Origin of the sequence: Pseudoalteromonas sp. 10-33 (assembly GCF_001469195.1) — a bacterium.
Classification (GTDB): Bacteria; Pseudomonadota; Gammaproteobacteria; order Enterobacterales; family Alteromonadaceae; genus Pseudoalteromonas.
Genome location: NZ_LOFI01000025.1, coordinates 93,060 through 110,542 on the forward strand (window position 1 = coordinate 93,060; position 17,483 = coordinate 110,542).

14 protein-coding genes are annotated in these 17,483 nt (G+C 39.4%); 10 read left to right on the forward strand and 4 right to left on the reverse strand.

Features of this window, described 5'->3' with window-relative positions; all coding sequences use genetic code 11:
- Window positions 1-2 precede the first annotated feature (2 nt).
- From ATS76_RS14445 to rlmM, 3 genes are read left to right on the forward strand one after another with little or no spacing between them, the layout of a single operon-like run.
- A complete protein-coding gene (locus tag ATS76_RS14445) occupies window positions 3-635 on the forward strand; it encodes an alpha/beta family hydrolase (RefSeq protein WP_058552656.1) in 633 nt (210 codons plus the stop codon).
- The gene (locus ATS76_RS14450) at window positions 635-1,003 is read left to right on the forward strand and encodes a DUF423 domain-containing protein (protein WP_058552657.1); all 369 of its coding nucleotides are present in this window, start codon (window positions 635-637) and stop codon (window positions 1,001-1,003) included. Before ATS76_RS14445 ends, ATS76_RS14450 begins: the two co-directional genes overlap by 1 nt.
- A 17-nt stretch (window positions 1,004-1,020) precedes the next feature.
- The gene (gene rlmM / locus ATS76_RS14455; RefSeq protein ID WP_058403356.1) at window positions 1,021-2,106 is read left to right on the forward strand and encodes a 23S rRNA (cytidine(2498)-2'-O)-methyltransferase RlmM; all 1,086 of its coding nucleotides are present in this window, start codon (window positions 1,021-1,023) and stop codon (window positions 2,104-2,106) included.
- Window positions 2,107-2,180: 74 nt separating this feature from the next.
- On the opposite strand, the gene cysZ is transcribed toward rlmM, so the two are convergent.
- Window positions 2,181-2,891 (reverse strand): sulfate transporter CysZ, encoded by a 711-nt coding sequence (gene cysZ, locus ATS76_RS14460; RefSeq protein ID WP_201023512.1) that lies wholly within the window; start codon window positions 2,889-2,891, stop codon window positions 2,181-2,183.
- Window positions 2,892-3,153: 262 nt separating this feature from the next.
- On the opposite strand from cysZ, the gene ATS76_RS14465 reads away from it, so the two are divergent.
- The 5 genes from ATS76_RS14465 to speB all read left to right on the forward strand — a co-directional run bounded on the left by ATS76_RS14465 (window position 3,154) and on the right by speB (window position 10,470).
- On the forward strand, window positions 3,154-3,615 hold the full coding sequence (locus ATS76_RS14465; RefSeq protein ID WP_058552786.1) for a GNAT family N-acetyltransferase: 462 nt from the start codon (window positions 3,154-3,156) through the stop codon (window positions 3,613-3,615).
- A 207-nt stretch (window positions 3,616-3,822) separates the two neighbouring features.
- Window positions 3,823-6,063 carry a sensor domain-containing phosphodiesterase gene (locus ATS76_RS14470; RefSeq protein WP_058552659.1) on the forward strand — a complete coding sequence of 747 codons (2,241 nt, stop codon included), beginning with the start codon at window positions 3,823-3,825 and terminating at the stop codon, window positions 6,061-6,063.
- A gap of 172 nt (window positions 6,064-6,235) precedes the next feature.
- Window positions 6,236-7,132 (forward strand): MYG1 family protein, encoded by an 897-nt coding sequence (locus ATS76_RS14475; protein ID WP_058552660.1) that lies wholly within the window; start codon window positions 6,236-6,238, stop codon window positions 7,130-7,132.
- Window positions 7,133-7,623: 491 nt separating this feature from the next.
- Window positions 7,624-9,537, forward strand: a complete 1,914-nt coding sequence (gene speA / locus ATS76_RS14480) for a biosynthetic arginine decarboxylase (protein ID WP_058552661.1) — start codon at window positions 7,624-7,626, stop codon at window positions 9,535-9,537.
- Window positions 9,538-9,540: 3 nt separating this feature from the next.
- The gene (gene speB / locus ATS76_RS14485; protein ID WP_058552662.1) at window positions 9,541-10,470 is read left to right on the forward strand and encodes an agmatinase; all 930 of its coding nucleotides are present in this window, start codon (window positions 9,541-9,543) and stop codon (window positions 10,468-10,470) included.
- Window positions 10,471-10,513: 43 nt separating this feature from the next.
- Here the strand turns inward: speB and ATS76_RS14490 are convergent, their stop codons facing one another.
- Genes ATS76_RS14490 through ATS76_RS14500 form a run of 3 tightly spaced genes read right to left on the reverse strand, consistent with a single transcriptional unit; the run spans window position 10,514 to window position 13,040 of the window.
- Window positions 10,514-10,912 (reverse strand): DoxX-like family protein, encoded by a 399-nt coding sequence (locus tag ATS76_RS14490; protein ID WP_058552663.1) that lies wholly within the window; start codon window positions 10,910-10,912, stop codon window positions 10,514-10,516.
- Window positions 10,899-11,921 carry a M48 family metallopeptidase gene (locus ATS76_RS14495; protein ID WP_058552664.1) on the reverse strand — a complete coding sequence of 341 codons (1,023 nt, stop codon included), beginning with the start codon at window positions 11,919-11,921 and terminating at the stop codon, window positions 10,899-10,901. The genes ATS76_RS14490 and ATS76_RS14495 overlap by 14 nt, the downstream gene beginning before the upstream one ends.
- Before the next feature lie 9 nt (window positions 11,922-11,930).
- Entirely contained in the window at window positions 11,931-13,040 is a 1,110-nt protein-coding gene (locus ATS76_RS14500) for a YjgN family protein (protein ID WP_058552665.1), read from the reverse strand.
- 215 nt (window positions 13,041-13,255) lie between these two features.
- Here ATS76_RS14500 and ATS76_RS14505 point away from each other — a divergent pair, with 215 nt between their 5' ends.
- A complete protein-coding gene (locus ATS76_RS14505; RefSeq protein WP_058552666.1) occupies window positions 13,256-13,987 on the forward strand; it encodes an RNA methyltransferase in 732 nt (243 codons plus the stop codon).
- 67 nt (window positions 13,988-14,054) lie between these two features.
- Window positions 14,055-17,459 (forward strand): chromosome segregation SMC family protein, encoded by a 3,405-nt coding sequence (locus ATS76_RS14510; RefSeq protein WP_058552667.1) that lies wholly within the window; start codon window positions 14,055-14,057, stop codon window positions 17,457-17,459.
- Window positions 17,460-17,483: the final 24 nt, after the last annotated feature.

The following is a 17,483-nucleotide window of genomic DNA, read 5'->3' on the forward strand; positions in this document are numbered from 1 at the left end:
TCATGATTGAATGGTTTAAAAGTCAAAGCCAACCCGCAATAGCACAGTTTATTTTTGCTCATGGTGCTGGTGCTGGCAGTGATTCTGATTTTATGCAGCACGTGGCTGCACTGATCAGTGATCAAGGTGTTGATGTTGGTTTATTTGATTTTGAATATATGCAAATTGCCAAACAAACTAATAAGCGACGCCCGCCGGAGCGTGCACCCAAGTTACTTGCTTACTACGAGCAAGTATTAACGCATGCTCAGTATAAATTGCCATTGTTTATTGGCGGTAAATCAATGGGCGGGCGAATGGCATCTATGCTCGTATGCACAACAAATCAGCCTGTTAAAGGGGTTATTGCGTTTGGTTACCCATTTCACTCACCCGGTAAACCAGAAAAGCTGCGCACAGAGCATTTTGCTGATGTTAATTGTCCTTTTTTAGTATTACAAGGTGAGCGAGATACATTTGGTACTCGTGAAGAGCTAAAAACCCTGTCTATGCCAAAGCAGCCAAATTTTGTATGGCTAACTGACGGTGATCACTCATTAAAACCGCGTAAAAAAAGTGGAATTACTGAATTAGAAAACCGTCAAATAGCAGCTTCAAGCACAGTACAGTTTATAAAAAAAATATTGGATAAATAATGACAAAACTATTTTTAATGACGGGAAGCTTATTTTGTATGCTTTCGGTTATGTTGGGGGCTTTTGCCACTCACGGACTAAAAAACCGTCTATCAGAATATTCGATAAGTGTGTTTAAAACTGCTGCTGAGTATCAAATGGTGCATGGTTTAGCATTAATTGCAGTGGCTTTACTCATAAAGTGGGGTATTAACCTAAATTGGGCTGGTCACTTTTTTATAATAGGGACGTTGCTGTTTAGTGGCAGCTTATATTTATTAGCACTGACAGGAATGAAATGGCTAGGGCCAATTACGCCTCTTGGTGGAATGTGCTTTATTGTTGGTTGGATTATCATTTTAGTGCAAGTTGCACGATTTAAGTTTTAAAAAGTTTAAGGGTTATTATGTCTAGTGTTGTGATTTATTGTCGCAGTGGGTTTGAAAACGATGCAGCTGCTGAAATAACATTTCATGCTGCGGAGCAGGGGTTTGCAGGGTATGTAAAAGCAAAACCAAATACAGGTTACGTTATATATGAATGTTTTGAAGCCCAGCATAGTGACGAAATAATCAAAAAAATAGATTTTAAAAACATGGTGTTTGCTCGCCAATGGTTTGCTGGCACATTGTTAGAAAATATGCCATTGGAAGACCGTGTAGGTGCTGTTGTGCAAGCAGCTAAGGATTTTCCGTTATGCTCTGAACTGCGAGTAGAGACACCCGATACAAACGAAGGAAAAGAACTACTTACCTTTTGTAAAAAAATATCGACACCGCTTAAAAAAGCACTAGAGAAACAAAACACCGTGTTGCGTGAGCCAAAAGCGAACCGGCCTGTTATGCATGTGTTATTTTTGGCAAATAATACCGCTTATGTTGGCTATTCATACAGCTATAACAATTCAGCCAATTTTATGGGTATTTTACGTTTGCGCATGCCAAGTGACGGGCCTAGCCGCTCTACACTTAAGCTTGATGAAGCGTTTAACGTGTTTATACCTGAGCAACAAAGAGAAACACGCGTTGCTGCAGGTATGCGATGTGTAGACTTAGGTGCATGCCCAGGTGGTTGGACATATCAGCTAGTGCGCAGAGGGATGTTTGTTAATGCAATAGATAATGGCCCAATGAATGATGACTTAATGGAAACAGGCCAAGTTAAGCACTTTAGAGAAGATGGCTTTAAATACCGCCCAGAGAAAAGAAACATTACTTGGCTTGTATGTGACATGGTAGAAAAGCCAACCAAAGTAACAAGCCTAATGATTGATTGGGCTGTTAATGCCTATGCAAAAGAGCTTATTTTTAATCTTAAGTTACCAATGAAAAAGCGCTTTGACAGTGTGTATGAATGTTTAGCAATGATAAAAGAAGAGCTCGCTAAGTACGGTATTAGCTACGAATTACAAGCTAAGCATTTATACCATGATAGAGAAGAGATCACGGTACATTTAAATGTGACTAAAGTCCCTCAAAGCTTATACAGTTGATTAACGATAAAAGTGGGCCGCTAGGCCCATTTTTATATACACACTGTTACTGAGGCAATAACTTCATTTAAGAGTTAGCTTCGGTACTTAGGGCGGTAATTATCTACCCATAAACGCGTAGCACCGCATACCGCGACAGGCATAACAATTAGGTTAACAACTGGAATTGCTGTTAACAGCATAACGGCAAAACCAAACCCGTATGAAAGCCCTTGCTTAGACTTTAAGTCGTTTTTCATCTCATTAAAGCTAATTTTATGGTTATCAAACGCGTAATCTTCGTATTGCACCGCGTACATCCAACACGTAAATAAAACCCATAATATTTGGCCTATTACCGGTAAAATCCATAACAGTATAAAAAAGCCAATAGCTCGTGGTAAGTAATAGCATAGCTTGGTCCATTCGCGGGCAAGCATGCGAGGTACATCTTTAACTAACTCGGCAAAGCCGTCATCATTAATTTTTTGACCAGTTAAGTATAACTCTACTTTTTCGCTTAAAAGTGCATTAAATGGAGCGGCAATAAAGTTTGTTATTACTGTAAATATCATACTATAGCTAAATAGCACGACCAATACCGCAATCGGCCACATTAGCCACTCTAACCAGCTAAGCCAATCAGGGAGCATATTATTGATGTAGCTAAAGCTTTCACTAAGCCAGCCAAATAAAAAAAAGAGCGAACTACCAAATAATAAAATATTAATTAAAAGCGGAATGAGCACAAAGCGCTTTAAACCTTTTTGGCTGATTAATTTAAACCCTGAAAAAAAATATTCCATACCTTGTATGATCTGCACAACAACCTCAATCAATGTTTACAACTCAAGTTAGTATAAATAGCTTAATAATTTTGAACAGCTATTTTGCGTAACAAAGTGTTTAAAGCAAGGTATACGTATTTTTATCAATTCTTAATTTGAAAGCACTGAGTCTGAATTATTTAAACCTGTAATTGTGTTAAAACAACATGCAGAGGTTGTTCATTTGTTACAATTCGGTATAGTTTCACAACATATAATTAATATAAATTTGAGATACTCAATGCAGTTAGTTGATTTAAAACCGAATGACCAGGATGTGATTAATGTTTTTGCTGATATCGACCGACTTATAAACTCTTTGTACCCAGTAGCGACCGCACAATCTCTCACGTTAGGTGAGCTTGATAAACCTAATGTTTATGCAATTGGTTTAAAAAATGATGATGGGATTGTTGCTTGTGGGGCAATTGTGATGCAATCAGGGGAGCCATCTTACGCAGAAGTAAGGCGTCTCTATGTAAACCCAAGTTACCGTGGAAAAGGGCTATCTCGTAGAATAATGCAAATTCTTTTGCATTACGCAGGTGAAGAAGAGATCCCATTAATTAGGTTAGAAACCGGCCCTAAACAAATTGAATCGATTAAATTATATGAAAATTTAGGGTTTAAACGTTGTGGTTGTTTTGGCTCTTATCAAGATAACCCGCAAAGTGTGTTTATGGAGCTTGGCTTAAGCCAATAACAAGCAGATTTCTGAACGCCTATGTTTTTATAGGCTAACGCTGTGCTGTTTATTATTGTATAAAAAACATTAATTAACAGTAAAAGTCGATTATTTACAACTATACTTTACGTTACTTAAGCGAATAATTTTATTCGGTACTTAATACTGTACTGTTTTTAAAAACATCTTTAAGCTAAAAACAACAATGAAAGTGTGTGGTGTCAAATGGAAGCAGTTAGGTTAAACAAGTTGTTATCCCATCAGCAAGATATTTTGTCTAAAATAGCGCTAGGGCTTCCCTTTGAAGACGTTTTAGATGAGATATGTTTGTCTATAGAAGAGCTTATTGATGAAAATTCAGCTAAATGCTCAATCCTATCACTAAATAAAGGACAACTACTTCATTGCGCTGCCCCCAACATTGATGATGGATATTGCCAAGCAATTAATGGGGTTCATATAGGTCCAAATGTTGGCTCGTGCGGAACTGCTGCGTATTCAGGCGAACGCGTTATTGTTGAAGATATAGCTAAGTCGCCTTTATGGGCAGACTTTAAAGAAGTCGCTTTACAGTTTGGATTACGGTCGTGCTGGTCTACCCCTGTTGTTTCAACTAAATCGAGTATTTTAGGTACTTTTGCCATTTACCACGATAAACCTAAAAAGCCTTCATCTTCCGAACTTGAATTAATCGACTATTTTGTTCACTTTACCAGCATTGCGCTTGAAAAAAACCAGGAGTACATAAAAGCTAATCAACTGATCAATGATTTGGAAAAAAGTAATGAAAAATTTGAGGCATTTACAAAAGTGATGCCCGATTTAACCCTCATTATTAGTGAAGAAGGTGAGTATATAGATATTTATGGCACCACTGATGCACTTTTATACAAATCACAATCTGACTTGGTAAATAAAAAAATTAACGATGTATTGCCTGCAGAAGATGCCGCATCAATCATGGCGGTAATAGATAAAACATTGCTGACAAATGATGTGCAAGTATTTGAATATGAGCTAGATATTGACGGCAAAATAATGGTTTTTGAAGGTCGTACATCGCCAATTAAAGATTACCAATCAGATAACCCATCTCAGCGTTATATTGTTTGGGTTGCCCGCGATATAACCACAAGAAAAAAAGCAGAAAAAGAAGTAGAAAGACTCGCCTTCTATGACCCATTAACAGGTTTACCAAATAGGCGAATGCTAAACGACAAATTAGCAGTCTATGTTGAGAATATACACCAAAGCAATGTGACCGGTGCATTGTTATTTTTAGATTTGGATAACTTTAAGCGAATTAACGACTCAGTTGGTCACAGTGCAGGTGATGAAGTACTTGTAGAGCTTTCAAAACGATTTAACGGTGTTATTGGTGAACAAGATACATTAGCGCGTGTTGGCGGCGATGAATTTATTATATTGCTTGAATATGTTGGTCATAACACCGAAAGCGCGATTTTAGAATCAGAAAAAAAAGCTAAAATAATACAAAGCGTCTTTTATGATAAATTTGAAGTGGGTCGTTTAGCTTTCCAGGTTAGTTGTAGCATCGGTATTTGTTTAATAGATAAAAATAATCATTTAACCGACAACATTCTTAAATTTGCTGATACGGCCATGTACCGTTCTAAAATGAAAAATGGCAATAGTTGCAGCTTTTATGATCCAGAGTTACAAGCTCTACTAGAAAATCAGGCAGAGCTTGAAACCGATATTGTCAGAGCGATAGCACACGATGAATTTAGTGCTTATTTTCAGCCGCAAATAAACGCTAATGGAAAAATTACGGGGGCAGAGGCCTTAATTAGATGGCAGCACCCAAGTAAGGGATTGATTGCGCCTAATGACTTTATTCCAATCGCTGAGCAAAATGGGGTTATTCAAAAACTTCAAAACACCGTGCTGCGTGATATTTGTATTTTAATAAATGAGCTTAACAGCAAGCAGCTGATTGATGATTCATTTAAAGTGTCTATAAATATCAGCCAGGTCCAGTTCAATTCAACGACGTTAAAAACTGAATTATTAAATGTTGTTAACGATTATGGCGTTAACCCATCGAATATTAAGTTAGAGATCACAGAGTCTATGCTTAGCGGCGATATTGCCAGCGTGATATCGCAAATTGATGAATTAAAACAGCAAGGTTTTATTTTTTCGATAGATGATTTTGGCACAGGCTACTCGTGTTTAACGCATTTGAGCTCGTTTTCGGTGAATGAATTAAAAGTAGATAAAAGCTTTATAGATAAAATTTTAGACAAAGGCACTGGATTTAGCATTGTGCAAACTATTATTAACCTTGGTAAAAGCCTTAGCTTAACAGTTGTTGCTGAAGGCGTTGAAACCGAAGAGCAATTTACCATACTTAAAACAATGAACGTTGACATGATTCAAGGCTATTTAATTGCTAAACCAATGCATTTTGAAGATTATTTACACTGGCATCAGTCTTTTTAGAGGTAGATACTGTAAATACAAAATTAACATGCCTTAGCAATTAGGCTAGGCTCAGTCGCAATATCAAAACGATCAACAAGAACCCTGTTCTTGTTAATCGCATTCGTATAAAATTCACCACATAACGTCCTTTAGTTTTCATAATTAACGCAATACAGAGCGAGATTTCCTTATCCTTTCTAATAAAGACACCAGTTCAGCGACCGATTTAACAGTAGTTACTCACAATGGTAATTTTCATGCCGATGATGTATTTAGCATCGCGGTGCTCAAACATGTACTTCCTTCGTTTAATTTAGTACGTACCCGCGACAAAGCGCTTATGGATAATGCTGATATCGTGATTGATGTAGGTGGGCAATACGATCCAGATACCGGGCGTTTTGATCACCACCAGCGCGGTGGCGCCGGGGAGCGTGAAAATGGAATACCGTACTCGTCATTTGGTTTGGTGTGGCAAAAGTATGGTTTATCACTGTGTGGCAATAACCAAGCAATTGCAGACAGAGTAGATGCCGGGTTGGTCTCAACCATTGATGCAATTGATTGTGGCCATGTTGAAGGGGTGCAGCAAGGCATAAGTTTAAGTCAAACAATTTCAATGTATAACCCAACGTGGGAAGAGAGCCCTGAGTTTGATAAGTGCTTTGATGAGGCTGTCGAATTTGCTTCTCGTATGTTGACTCGATTTATAGCGTCAGCCAGTGGCAGTGTTAATGCAAAAGCAATTGTAACTGAAGCTATAGAAAGTGCAGAAGACCCACGCGTTATTGTGCTTGAAAAATACACTCCATGGAAAAAAACAGTGCATATCTTGTCAAGTGAAGCATTGTACATGGTTTATCCTTCACACTCAGGTCAATGGATACTACAAACAGTACCTGTAGAGCCGGGCTCATTTGAAGATAGAAAGTCACTCCCTAAAGCGTGGGCTGGTTTATCTGATGAAGAGTTTCAAGCTGAAACAGGCTTAGACGACGCTGTATTTTGCCATAATGGGTTATTTATAGCCGGTACTAAGTCGTTCGAAAGTACAATGAAGTTAGCCGAAGTGGCCTTAGTTAAATAATTGATTTTAGCTTCAGTAGCTAATTAGCCTGATTTCTGAATAGCAAACTGCTAAAGCAGATTTCAGGCTAAGTAATTAATTTGTTGCTATTTAGCTGTTAAAACCCATCCGCAATAATACTTAATCAATTTGAAGATTTAAATTTTCACGCTAATGGTTAAAAACTCGGCATAGCAAAATTAAATAATGAATATAAAACAAAAAGTTTTTTATTAGCAGCCCCCTAACCATGCGTATAAGCTGAATAAATTTTTTATTAAAACCAGACCTATATTTCTCCTCATAATAAATAAACGTGTGACTAATCTGATTATTATTTGCAACTAGGCCCCATAAAGTAAGGGCTTGTGGATCATGCTGTGTACTATTTACTGATAATATTAAAAATCACTCGTTACGAGTAAAAATACTTGTTGGACTTAAAAGTCTATTTTTCTTTTAATGCGCGCACTTGGCCGAACCGGCATTCATTAAATAAAAGAGAAAGATAAATGAAAGAGACAACATCACTAGAACAAGCTCGCACGAGTTACAATGTTCGTCATTGGAGCCAAGGTTTTTTTGGTATTAATGATCAAGGTGATGTGTATGTTGCGCCAAAGGCTCACGCCCCAGAGCAAACTATTGCACTGACAGATATTGCAAAACAACTAGAAGAAAAAGGCTTGAGCTTACCAGCTTTAGTGCGCTTTCCACAAATTTTACATCATCGTGTGCACAGTTTATGTGGTGCATTTAATAGCGCGATTGAAAACTATGGTTACCCAAAAGACTACTTATTAGTTTACCCAATTAAAGTAAACCAACAACGCGAAGTGGTTGAAGAAATAGTAGCAAGCCAAGCTGAATTAGAAAAAAAACAATTAGGCCTAGAAGCAGGCAGCAAACCAGAGCTTTTAACTGTTTTGGCAATGGCAGAAAAAACCAGTGCAGTGATTGTATGCAATGGCTACAAAGACAAAGAATATGTGCGCTTAGCACTTATTGGCGAAAAGCTAGGTCACAAAGTATACATAGTGCTTGAAAAGCTTTCTGAGCTCGACATGGTGCTTAGCCAAGCAAAAGCGCTAAATGTTAAACCACGTATTGGTATTCGTGTACGTTTAGCATCGCAAGGCAAAGGTAAGTGGCAAGCAAGTGGCGGCGAAAAATCTAAATTTGGTTTATCAGCGTCGCAAGTACTGCATGTAGTGAATCGTTTAAAAGAGGCCGGACAGCTTGATTTAATGCAGCTTGTGCATTTTCACTTAGGCTCGCAAATGGCAAACATTCGCGATGTGCGTTTAGGTGTAAGCGAGGCAGCGCGTTTTTACTGTGAGTTACGCAAATTAGGCGCAAGCATTGAGTGCTTAGATGTAGGGGGCGGTTTAGCGATTGATTACGATGGTACGCGCAGCCAATCTCATAACTCAATGAACTATAGCTTAGCTGAGTATGCAAATAATATTGTGTACACCATAGGCGATACGTGTAAGCAGTACGCGCAACCCATGCCGACTATTATTTCTGAGTCGGGGCGTGCACTAACGGCGCACCATGCGGTACTTATCTCAAACGTGATAGGCACAGAAAGCTACGTACCAGAGGAGCTAAAAGCGCCTGCAGCAGATGCACCACTTTTATTAAATAATATGTGGGCCTCGTTTGTTCAGTTAACCGATTTAACTGATGACCGTGCACTCATTGAAATTTATCACGATAGCCAAGGCGACTTAGCAGAGGCGCATAACCAGTTTGCGCTAGGGCTTTTAGATTTAACGCAGCGTGCGTGGGCAGAGCAAGTTAACTTACGTATTTGTTATGAGCTTAACAAACACATGGATAACAAAAACCGTTTTCATCGCCCGATTATTGACGAGTTAAATGCGCGTTTAGCCGATAAGTTTTTTGTAAACTTTTCGCTTTTTCAATCATTGCCTGATGCGTGGGGGATTGATCAAGTGTTTCCGGTATTGCCATTAAGTGGCTTAACCGAAGCACCAAAAAAACGTGCTGTATTACTTGATATAACCTGTGATTCAGACGGTGCACTTGAGCACTATGTTGATGGCCAAGGCATTGAAAGCACATTACCGGTGCCTGAGTACAGTGCTGATAAACCTTACCTAATGGGCTTTTTCTTAGTGGGTGCATACCAAGAAATTTTAGGTGATATGCATAATTTATTTGGCGATACGCACAGTGCCATTATCAACATGGATGAGCAAGGCGTTGCCAGTATCAGCGAAATAAATCACGGCGATACCGTAGCTGATATGATGCGTTATGTACATTTAGATGTTGAGAGCTTTCAGCAGTCGTATGCGCAGTTAGTGTCTGCAAAAATAGATAAAAAAGAACAGCAAAGCGTTTTAGACGAGTTGCAAAGCGGCCTTAATGGCTACACTTATTTAGAAGAGTTATAAGCAATGTCTAGCTTGTTTGGTCATGTTGACCACTCGTTGTATTCAAACGGGATGACGTTTTTACGTCGTCCTATGGTGCAAAATATTAATGCCATTGATGCAGACGTCGTTGTACTAGGCTTACCGTTTGACTTAGCAACATCGGGCCGTCCCGGTGCTCGCTTAGGGCCCGATGCCATTCGCAGAGCCTCGGTACATTTAGCCTGGGAAGACACTAAATACCCGTGGACATTTCCTTTGTTTGAGCGTTTAACGGTTGCAGATGCAGGGGATTTTACTTATCCGGTGGGCGATCCTGAGTATTTTACTGCACAGCTAGAAATGGCCGCAGAGCAAATACTTCGCCAAGGTGCAACCTTGTTAGGGCTTGGGGGCGATCACTTTGTAACGCTTCCGCTGTTGCGTGCACATGCAAAGATACACGGCAAAATGGCCTTGGTTCATTTTGATGCGCACACCGATACATACAGCAATGGTTCGCGTTTTGATCACGGCACTATGTTTTATCATGCACCCATGGAAGGGCTGATTGATGTAGAGCACAGTATCCAAATAGGTATTCGTACCGACTTTGACCAATCAAAGCATGAGTTTGCAGTGATTGATGCAATGCAAGCTAACGATTTGCATGCCAATGACATTGCAGCGCAAATACGTGATCGAGTAGGCGACTTACCCGTTTACCTAACGTTTGATATAGACTGCCTTGACCCGGCATTTGCACCAGGTACAGGCACACCGGTTTGTGGTGGTTTAACATCAGATAAAGTGCTTAAAATACTGCGCGCGCTTAAAGGTATAAATATGGTGGGTATGGATGTGGTAGAGGTATCACCGTCGTACGATCAAAGTGAGCTTACCGCTATTGCCGCAGCAACCATTGCGAGCGAGTTATTGCATTTGTGGACACATAAAAATAAGTACTCACTCTAAAGTGCCCCAATAATAAAAGAGGATGTAAATCCTCTTTTATTATTTAGAGGTATCGATTACTCAATAGTTTTATTTCTTTCAGCCATATAAAGCTCAAGGCAATAAGCGGTAAGTTGGTAGTAACTGGATTAAATGCTTCTATTAACAAATTAGGCTGCATGAGCGCAACGGCCCCTAACAGGCCGCATAATAAGAAAATATTTAACCAAACTAGCTGTTTATTTTTATAAAATATAATTAGTAACAGCCCAAAAATAACCTCAGCAATACCTGCGCTACGCGTAATTAAATCAGACACCTGTTCAGAATAACCTGCACTGCCAGTCATTAACTTTTCAAGAGGGGCGATATGATAAATCTTTGGAAAAAAGCCATGATACATCCAACTCAGCCCCACGATATAGCGTGCCATTTGTATATAACCGCGGTTATTTCCTAGCATTGTCTATTCGCTCCTGTGAGCTGGGGTGGCTCGATAAATATTCGAGTAAGTTATTCACCTTTTTAAGGTGTTCGTTCTCAGTGGTATGCGCACCCTGTAATGCTTCAATTGCATCGGCAAAATCGTTGCTTGAATAGCCTAAGTATTCTAATTGAGTTAATGCATAGCTGTCGGCTTCTCGTTCCATATCTCGTGAAAATCCTTGTTGAGCAAACGATGCCCCCGTACCTAAAGCGACTTCTGCAATCCCTTCTAAATCACCAAATATAACGGCAAGTACAATTGTGCTGGCAGCCGATTGTGCTGTTATGCGAACACTATGCTGGTGGACGACATGACCTATTTCGTGAAGTAACACAGCTTTTAGCGCATTGGGTTTATCGGCTAGTAAATTAGCTAATTCATCAGTGACCACAATACGGCCATGAGGGAGTGCAAACGCATTAGCCCCAAAGCTTTGGGATTTATAAAACGAAAGCCTATACACCGACTTTTCAAGTGCAAGCGCATCAAGCATGGTATTAAAATGCTGCTGCACTGTGGCTTGTTGCTCGGCAGGTAACTCGGTTGGGTCGAGAGCCAATTTTTTAATTACAGCAAAACTTTGCTCACCCATTTGTTCAACAACGCTATGTGGTAGGGTATCAACACTGTACACAGCAATTGCGGGCACAACTTTGTATAGCATAAACCACATAAAAAGCGGTGTAACTACAATTGCCGCTATAATAGCCCACTTATTTTTTTCAAGCCGCTCTAATGAGTGATGACTTTTAGCGTTAAATGGCCACCTAAATTCTGTGTCAAGCGGAATGAAGCGACCGCCATCATCAAAGCTTAGCTCGTCGGCAATACCGGCAATTGCTGAACTTAAATTGAGTTCATTAATTGCATAACGAACAGGTGCGTGACCACCGTGATTAATTTCAACATGTGAGCCACTAACTGTAGCAACACACAGCTGGTAGTTACTCGAAGCGTTTGGAAAATAATGCCCCTGAACGTTCATAATAAACTCTTATGTTAGCGATAAATCAATATCAAATACATTAGCCGCTTCTTCGGCAAAGGATGACTGCTGCTCTTGCGTTGTATCGATTAAGTTTAATGCGCCAGGGTATATATCAACAGTTGTGGCCTCAGCAAGCATTTTTGATGTACGAATTTGTGTCCAGGGGTAAGCAAGCCCCAATGAAAACACAATAGCTAACATGTTGGTTAAAAGTAAAATGGCATAAGGAATAGGTTTAAGTTCAGATTTAAACGATGCAACATCTTCAAATTGGCTGTTATTAAAAATATGATTTCGAATGGCCGCTTTCCACACTGCGGTTACTATGGCAATCATTACAACATAGGCAATCATTAATCCACCAAACATAATTCCCATTTTGGCTGGGTCTTGAGCCGCTTGTTGATTTTCAACATTGAGTAAATCAAGTCCAAAGAGTCCTAAAATAGCCATAAATATCACCATGGTGATAGAGCTCACCACAAAACAAATAAGCGCTGTTAAGTAGTAAGTTTCACCTTTGAGCTTTACGGCTAATGGTTTATTGCCGTAACTAATATTACTGTGGATGTAAGTATCTATGCGCTTTAAAACATAAGGCATTAATAAATAAAGTGTAAAAACACTGGCTATAGGTAACAGTATAAAGTTGACAAAGGCTTCGCCGTAATTGCCTTTGAATGCAAAGCGCACATTACGATGACGGGTCATACGCATATTAAAGCGCAGGCCTTGGTTAATGATCCACGGCATTAAAAAAATAAAAGCAATCGCAAATATAAAGCCTACGAGTGGAAAAAAGCTGACAGCAAAGGTGTAAGCTAAAAACACAATAACCGCTAAAATACGACCTTTTAAAATTTGCATAGGAGTGGCTAAGTAGTCAAAACTGTGGCCGTCAATACGAGTATGTCCATAAAAATAGCGCATTGTACGCACTTTTGCCCAGGCAGAATAAATGCCCAATGTTAGTACGCTAAGTAATATGTTTACTATCCAAATACCAAAAAACTCACCGCCTTTGCCACTAAATTGCACTTTGGAGCTAGATAGTGGGGTAAGTGGGTTCGCGATCGGTTCGTTTGATTGTGAAGGGGTTGGGTGTATTGATTCCATTAAAAGCCATTCCATGTTGTTTTTTTGTTAATTTACCGATTTTAAGTGCAAAACTCAATATTTATCACAGCAATAGCGCTTTTAATACATACAAGGTGTGACGTTTGTTTGACCCATTTAGCTGTTTTTTCTCACTATAAGGTGTGTTCAAACTAGGTGATACATTTTTTATAATGAACTCTGTTATACTGAGCGGATAATTTTATGGGGCTGTTATGATTTCAAAAAACCAACTCAAACTTATTCGCCAACTTGGCCAAAAAAAGTACCGAAAGCAATATAATCAATACCTTGTACAAGGCGAAAAAAACGTACTTGAGTTGTTAAATAGTTCATTAAACGCAGTTGTTATATTTGCAACTTCCGCGTTTATAAATGCTCATCAAAGCCGTTTTCCAAACACCCACATCATTGAAGCAGACGAAGAGGCGTTGACTAAAGCGAGCACCCTTGTAAGTAATAATGCAGCTATTGCAATTGTTGATATGCCCAAAGCCGACTTACCCAATATGAATGGGTTAATATTGGCTCTTGATGGCGTGTCTGATCCAGGCAATTTAGGTACTATTATCAGAGTTGCTGATTGGTATGGGGTTAAACATATTGTGACTAGCACAGACAGCGCCGATGCCTATAACCCAAAAACAATTAGTGCCACTATGGGGTCGTTTGTAAGAGTATCTGTAAGCCAAGTTGAATTACCTGAATATTTAAAGACTTTAAACTTGCCAATATATGGCGCGTTTTTAGATGGTCAAAGTGTGCATAAAACACAATTCAGTGGTGAGGGTGTTTTACTAATGGGCAGTGAATCTCATGGGATACGCGAAGCCTGTGCGGGTTTAGTGACCGATAAAATAACAATTCCTGCATTTGGCGAGGCCGAATCGCTCAACGTTGCTATGGCAACAGGGATTATTTTAGATAATTTTAAGCGACAAGCTTAACAATTGCGTGTTTTTTAAGTTAAATTGCCCATGAATAACAACAATAATAAATTGGTAAAACAACAAGATGCGCTTAAGCACTATTAAATTAGCGGGCTTTAAATCGTTTGTAGAGCCCACTAAAATTCCATTTCCAGATCAAATGACCTGCGTTGTTGGGCCAAACGGCTGTGGAAAATCTAACGTTATTGATGCAGTGCGATGGGTGCTAGGCGAGAGCTCAGCTAAAAACTTGCGTGGCGATGCCATGACTGATGTTATTTTTAATGGGTCAACTAATCGTAAAGCCATTTCGCAAGCTTCAGTAGAGCTAATTTTTGATAATTCATTAGGCGAGCAAGAATTAAAAAATACCTTTGCCGATAGAAATCAAATAGCGATTAAGCGTTTAGTAACACGCGATGGGCAATCGTTATATTTTTTAAATGGCAGCAAATGCCGTAAACGAGACATAACCGATATATTTTTAGGCACGGGTCTTGGTCCTCGCAGTTATGCGATTATTGAGCAAGGGATGATATCGCGCTTAATTGAAAGTAAACCTCAAGAGCTGCGCGTGTTTTTAGAAGAAGCCGCGGGCGTATCTAAATACAAAGAGCGCCGCCGCGAAACGCAAACGCGGATAAAAAGTACCCGCGAAAATTTAGAACGTTTATTAGATGTTCGTAAAGAGCTGCAAAGTCAGCTCGATAAATTGGCAGTTCAATCACTTGACGCAAAAAAATACCGTGAACTCAAAGCAACAGAGCGCACATTAAAAGGTCAAATAGCTGTTTTAAAATGGCAAAAACTGCATCAGCAACAAATAGACAAAAGCGAGCAAATAAGAAAGCTTAATGAACAAATAAGCTTTTTTAAAACAGCCCACTCAGGGCACGATGATGTGCTCGCAACACTTGAAGGCGAAGTACAAGCTCAGCAAGATAAATTAAGTGATGCGCAGCATCAGCAACATATTACTCATACCGAGTTAACTCGAGCCGAACAGCAAAAAATCAGTATTAAACAACAAATACAATCACTTAAGCAAAGCTTAATAAAATTACAACAACGTCAAACAGACAGCCTTGATCAAAAAGCGCAACAGCAGCACATATGCGAAGAACTTGATGAGGCACTGCAAGCGGCAATAGAAAGCAGTTTAATGTGCGAAGAGCAAGTGAGTGAATTGTCATTTGAACTTGAGGGATTACAGGCCGCTAAGCAGCAGAGTTATTCGCATTGGCAAACACTCAACGAACAACAGCAGCAATTTAATACTCAGGTGCAGTCGCAAAGTAGTGAAATAAAGCACACGCAACAGCAAATAAATCATGTTAATGAGCAACTCAGCCAGTTAAATTCGCAGCTTGATGAACTTAAAAAAAATAATATAGAACAGCAGCTGGCCGAGCAAAAACAGCAGCGCCAAACACTTACTGAGGAGCTTGCAAAAAATCAAAGTGCGCTTTCGCAATGTGAAGTTAAACTGACTCAACAAAATAAGCAAGTTAATGAAACTCAAAACCACCATACAACGCTGACACAAAAAGAAAATGAGCTGAGCGCACGTATTGCAGGGCTTAAAAGTGCATTGGGGTTGGATGAAGAAGTCACTGATTCAGCCGGACTCTTAAGTCAACTAATAGTGCAAGATGGTTTTGAGCCATTAATAGAGCAAGCACTTAAGTCGCTTACAGATTTAAGCGTCACAGAGCAGCAATCACCTAATAGCGTATGGCCAAGCAATCAGTCTTTACTTAAGCCAAGCCTGGCTGATTATATTACCGCTGGCGTATACCCAGATTTACTCACACGAATTGTTTACAGTGAACACGCCGATTTAACGGTGTTAAACGATGACTATTACATTGCGGTGATGGATAAAAACGGCGCGTTGCATGGCCGTAATTGGCACGTAAACGCGGATAGCAACACAAACAACTCATTGCTAATTAAACATAAGCAACTTCACGAGTACACCTATGAGATTACACAGACTAAAAGTGATCTTGAAAAGGTGACAAGCGAACTTGAACAATACATTGCACTACAAGCAGAGCTTAATACCGAGCAAAAAGCGCTTAAAGACGTTATTCATCAGCTTGCCCAACAGATTGCTATTTCAAGTACCCGAAGCGATATGCTCACAGAGCAAGTCACTCAATATCAACACCAGTTATTAAAAATAAAAACTCAAGAGCAAACGATAAGTGCGTCACTTTTGCACCTTAATAAACAGCTTGAAGAACAAACAGAGCAATATGAACTATTTGCTGAGCAGCAATTTAATTTAATAGATGAAACTGAGGCTGCTAATGATGAGCGCATGCAAAGTGATAAAAATTATAGCCAAGCATTCAGTGCGCTAGAGCAATACAAAACGCAGGCTCATCAGGCTAGTTTAAGTCAGCAAAAAGCACGCAGTGAGTGGCAGTTAAGCCAAACAAAACTAAGCCATGCAGAGCAAGCCTATAATGAGGCAAAACAAGGAGCTGAAGAATTAGTTTTGGAAATAGAGACGCTACTTATTCCAGAAGAAACACTCAGTGAATCAATTTTAACGTTATTAGAAACGCATCAACATGGCGAGCAATTACTAGCGCAATTACAAAACGATTTATTACAAGCTAAAGATGCCTTAAATACAAAGCAAGCTAGCCTTAAAAATTCTCAGGGTGAGCTGCAAGGACTTCAAGAACAACATCAAAAATTAACACTTGAAGAGCAGAGCTTATTAATAAAGGCGCAATCTTCACTTGAGCCATTAGATGAGCTTAAACAAAGCCTAAAAGCAGTACTTGAAATATTACCAGACGACTTATCCTTAAATGCAGCGCAAAACCAATTAACAGGTATTACAAATCAGCTAGACAAGCTGGGTGCGGTTAACTTAGCAGCCATAGAAGAGTTTGACGTTGCAAAACAGCGAAGTGAGTATTTAGATAACCAGTTAGAGGATTTAACCAAAGCGTTAAATACCCTTGAAGGTGCTATTCGAAAAATTGATACCGAGACAAAAACACGCTTTAAAGCCACATTTGATCAAGTAAACGAAGATTTTGCGCAGCTGTTTCCTAAAGTTTTTGGTGGCGGTAGTGCGTATTTGGAATTAACCAGTGACGATTTACTTGAAAGTGGTGTTAGTATAATGGCACGGCCGCCAGGTAAGAAAAATTCAACCATTCACTTGTTAAGTGGTGGAGAAAAAGCGCTGACGGCATTATCATTAGTGTTTTCTATATTCAGGCTAAATCCAGCGCCATTTTGTATGCTGGATGAAGTTGACGCGCCATTAGATGACGCAAACGTTGTACGCTTTTGCCGTTTGGTAGAAGAAATGTCACAATCAGTGCAATTTATTTATATAAGTCATAACAAAATTGCAATGGAGATGGCGGGGCGTTTAACCGGTGTTACCATGGCAGAGCCAGGTGTATCACGAATGGTTGCTGTAGATATTGAGCAAGCGGTGCAACTTGCACACGCATAAATTTTTATAACACGTGTATTAGTT

Coding starts and splice junctions, on each gene's coding strand:
- ATS76_RS14490 (WP_058552663.1), bottom strand. CDS start 10,912: ATGCTAGGAAATAACCGCGGTTATATACAAATGGCACGCTATATCGTG.
- ATS76_RS14500 (WP_058552665.1), bottom strand. CDS start 13,040: ATGGAATCAATACACCCAACCCCTTCACAATCAAACGAACCGATCGCG.
- rlmM (WP_058403356.1), top strand. CDS start 1,021: ATGTCTAGTGTTGTGATTTATTGTCGCAGTGGGTTTGAAAACGATGCA.
- ATS76_RS14505 (WP_058552666.1), top strand. CDS start 13,256: ATGATTTCAAAAAACCAACTCAAACTTATTCGCCAACTTGGCCAAAAA.
- ATS76_RS14510 (WP_058552667.1), top strand. CDS start 14,055: ATGCGCTTAAGCACTATTAAATTAGCGGGCTTTAAATCGTTTGTAGAG.
- speA (WP_058552661.1), top strand. CDS start 7,624: ATGAAAGAGACAACATCACTAGAACAAGCTCGCACGAGTTACAATGTT.
- ATS76_RS14465 (WP_058552786.1), top strand. CDS start 3,154: ATGCAGTTAGTTGATTTAAAACCGAATGACCAGGATGTGATTAATGTT.
- ATS76_RS14445 (WP_058552656.1), top strand. CDS start 3: ATGATTGAATGGTTTAAAAGTCAAAGCCAACCCGCAATAGCACAGTTT.
- ATS76_RS14470 (WP_058552659.1), top strand. CDS start 3,823: ATGGAAGCAGTTAGGTTAAACAAGTTGTTATCCCATCAGCAAGATATT.
- cysZ (WP_201023512.1), bottom strand. CDS start 2,891: ATGGAATATTTTTTTTCAGGGTTTAAATTAATCAGCCAAAAAGGTTTA.
- speB (WP_058552662.1), top strand. CDS start 9,541: ATGTCTAGCTTGTTTGGTCATGTTGACCACTCGTTGTATTCAAACGGG.
- ATS76_RS14495 (WP_058552664.1), bottom strand. CDS start 11,921: ATGAACGTTCAGGGGCATTATTTTCCAAACGCTTCGAGTAACTACCAG.
- ATS76_RS14450 (WP_058552657.1), top strand. CDS start 635: ATGACAAAACTATTTTTAATGACGGGAAGCTTATTTTGTATGCTTTCG.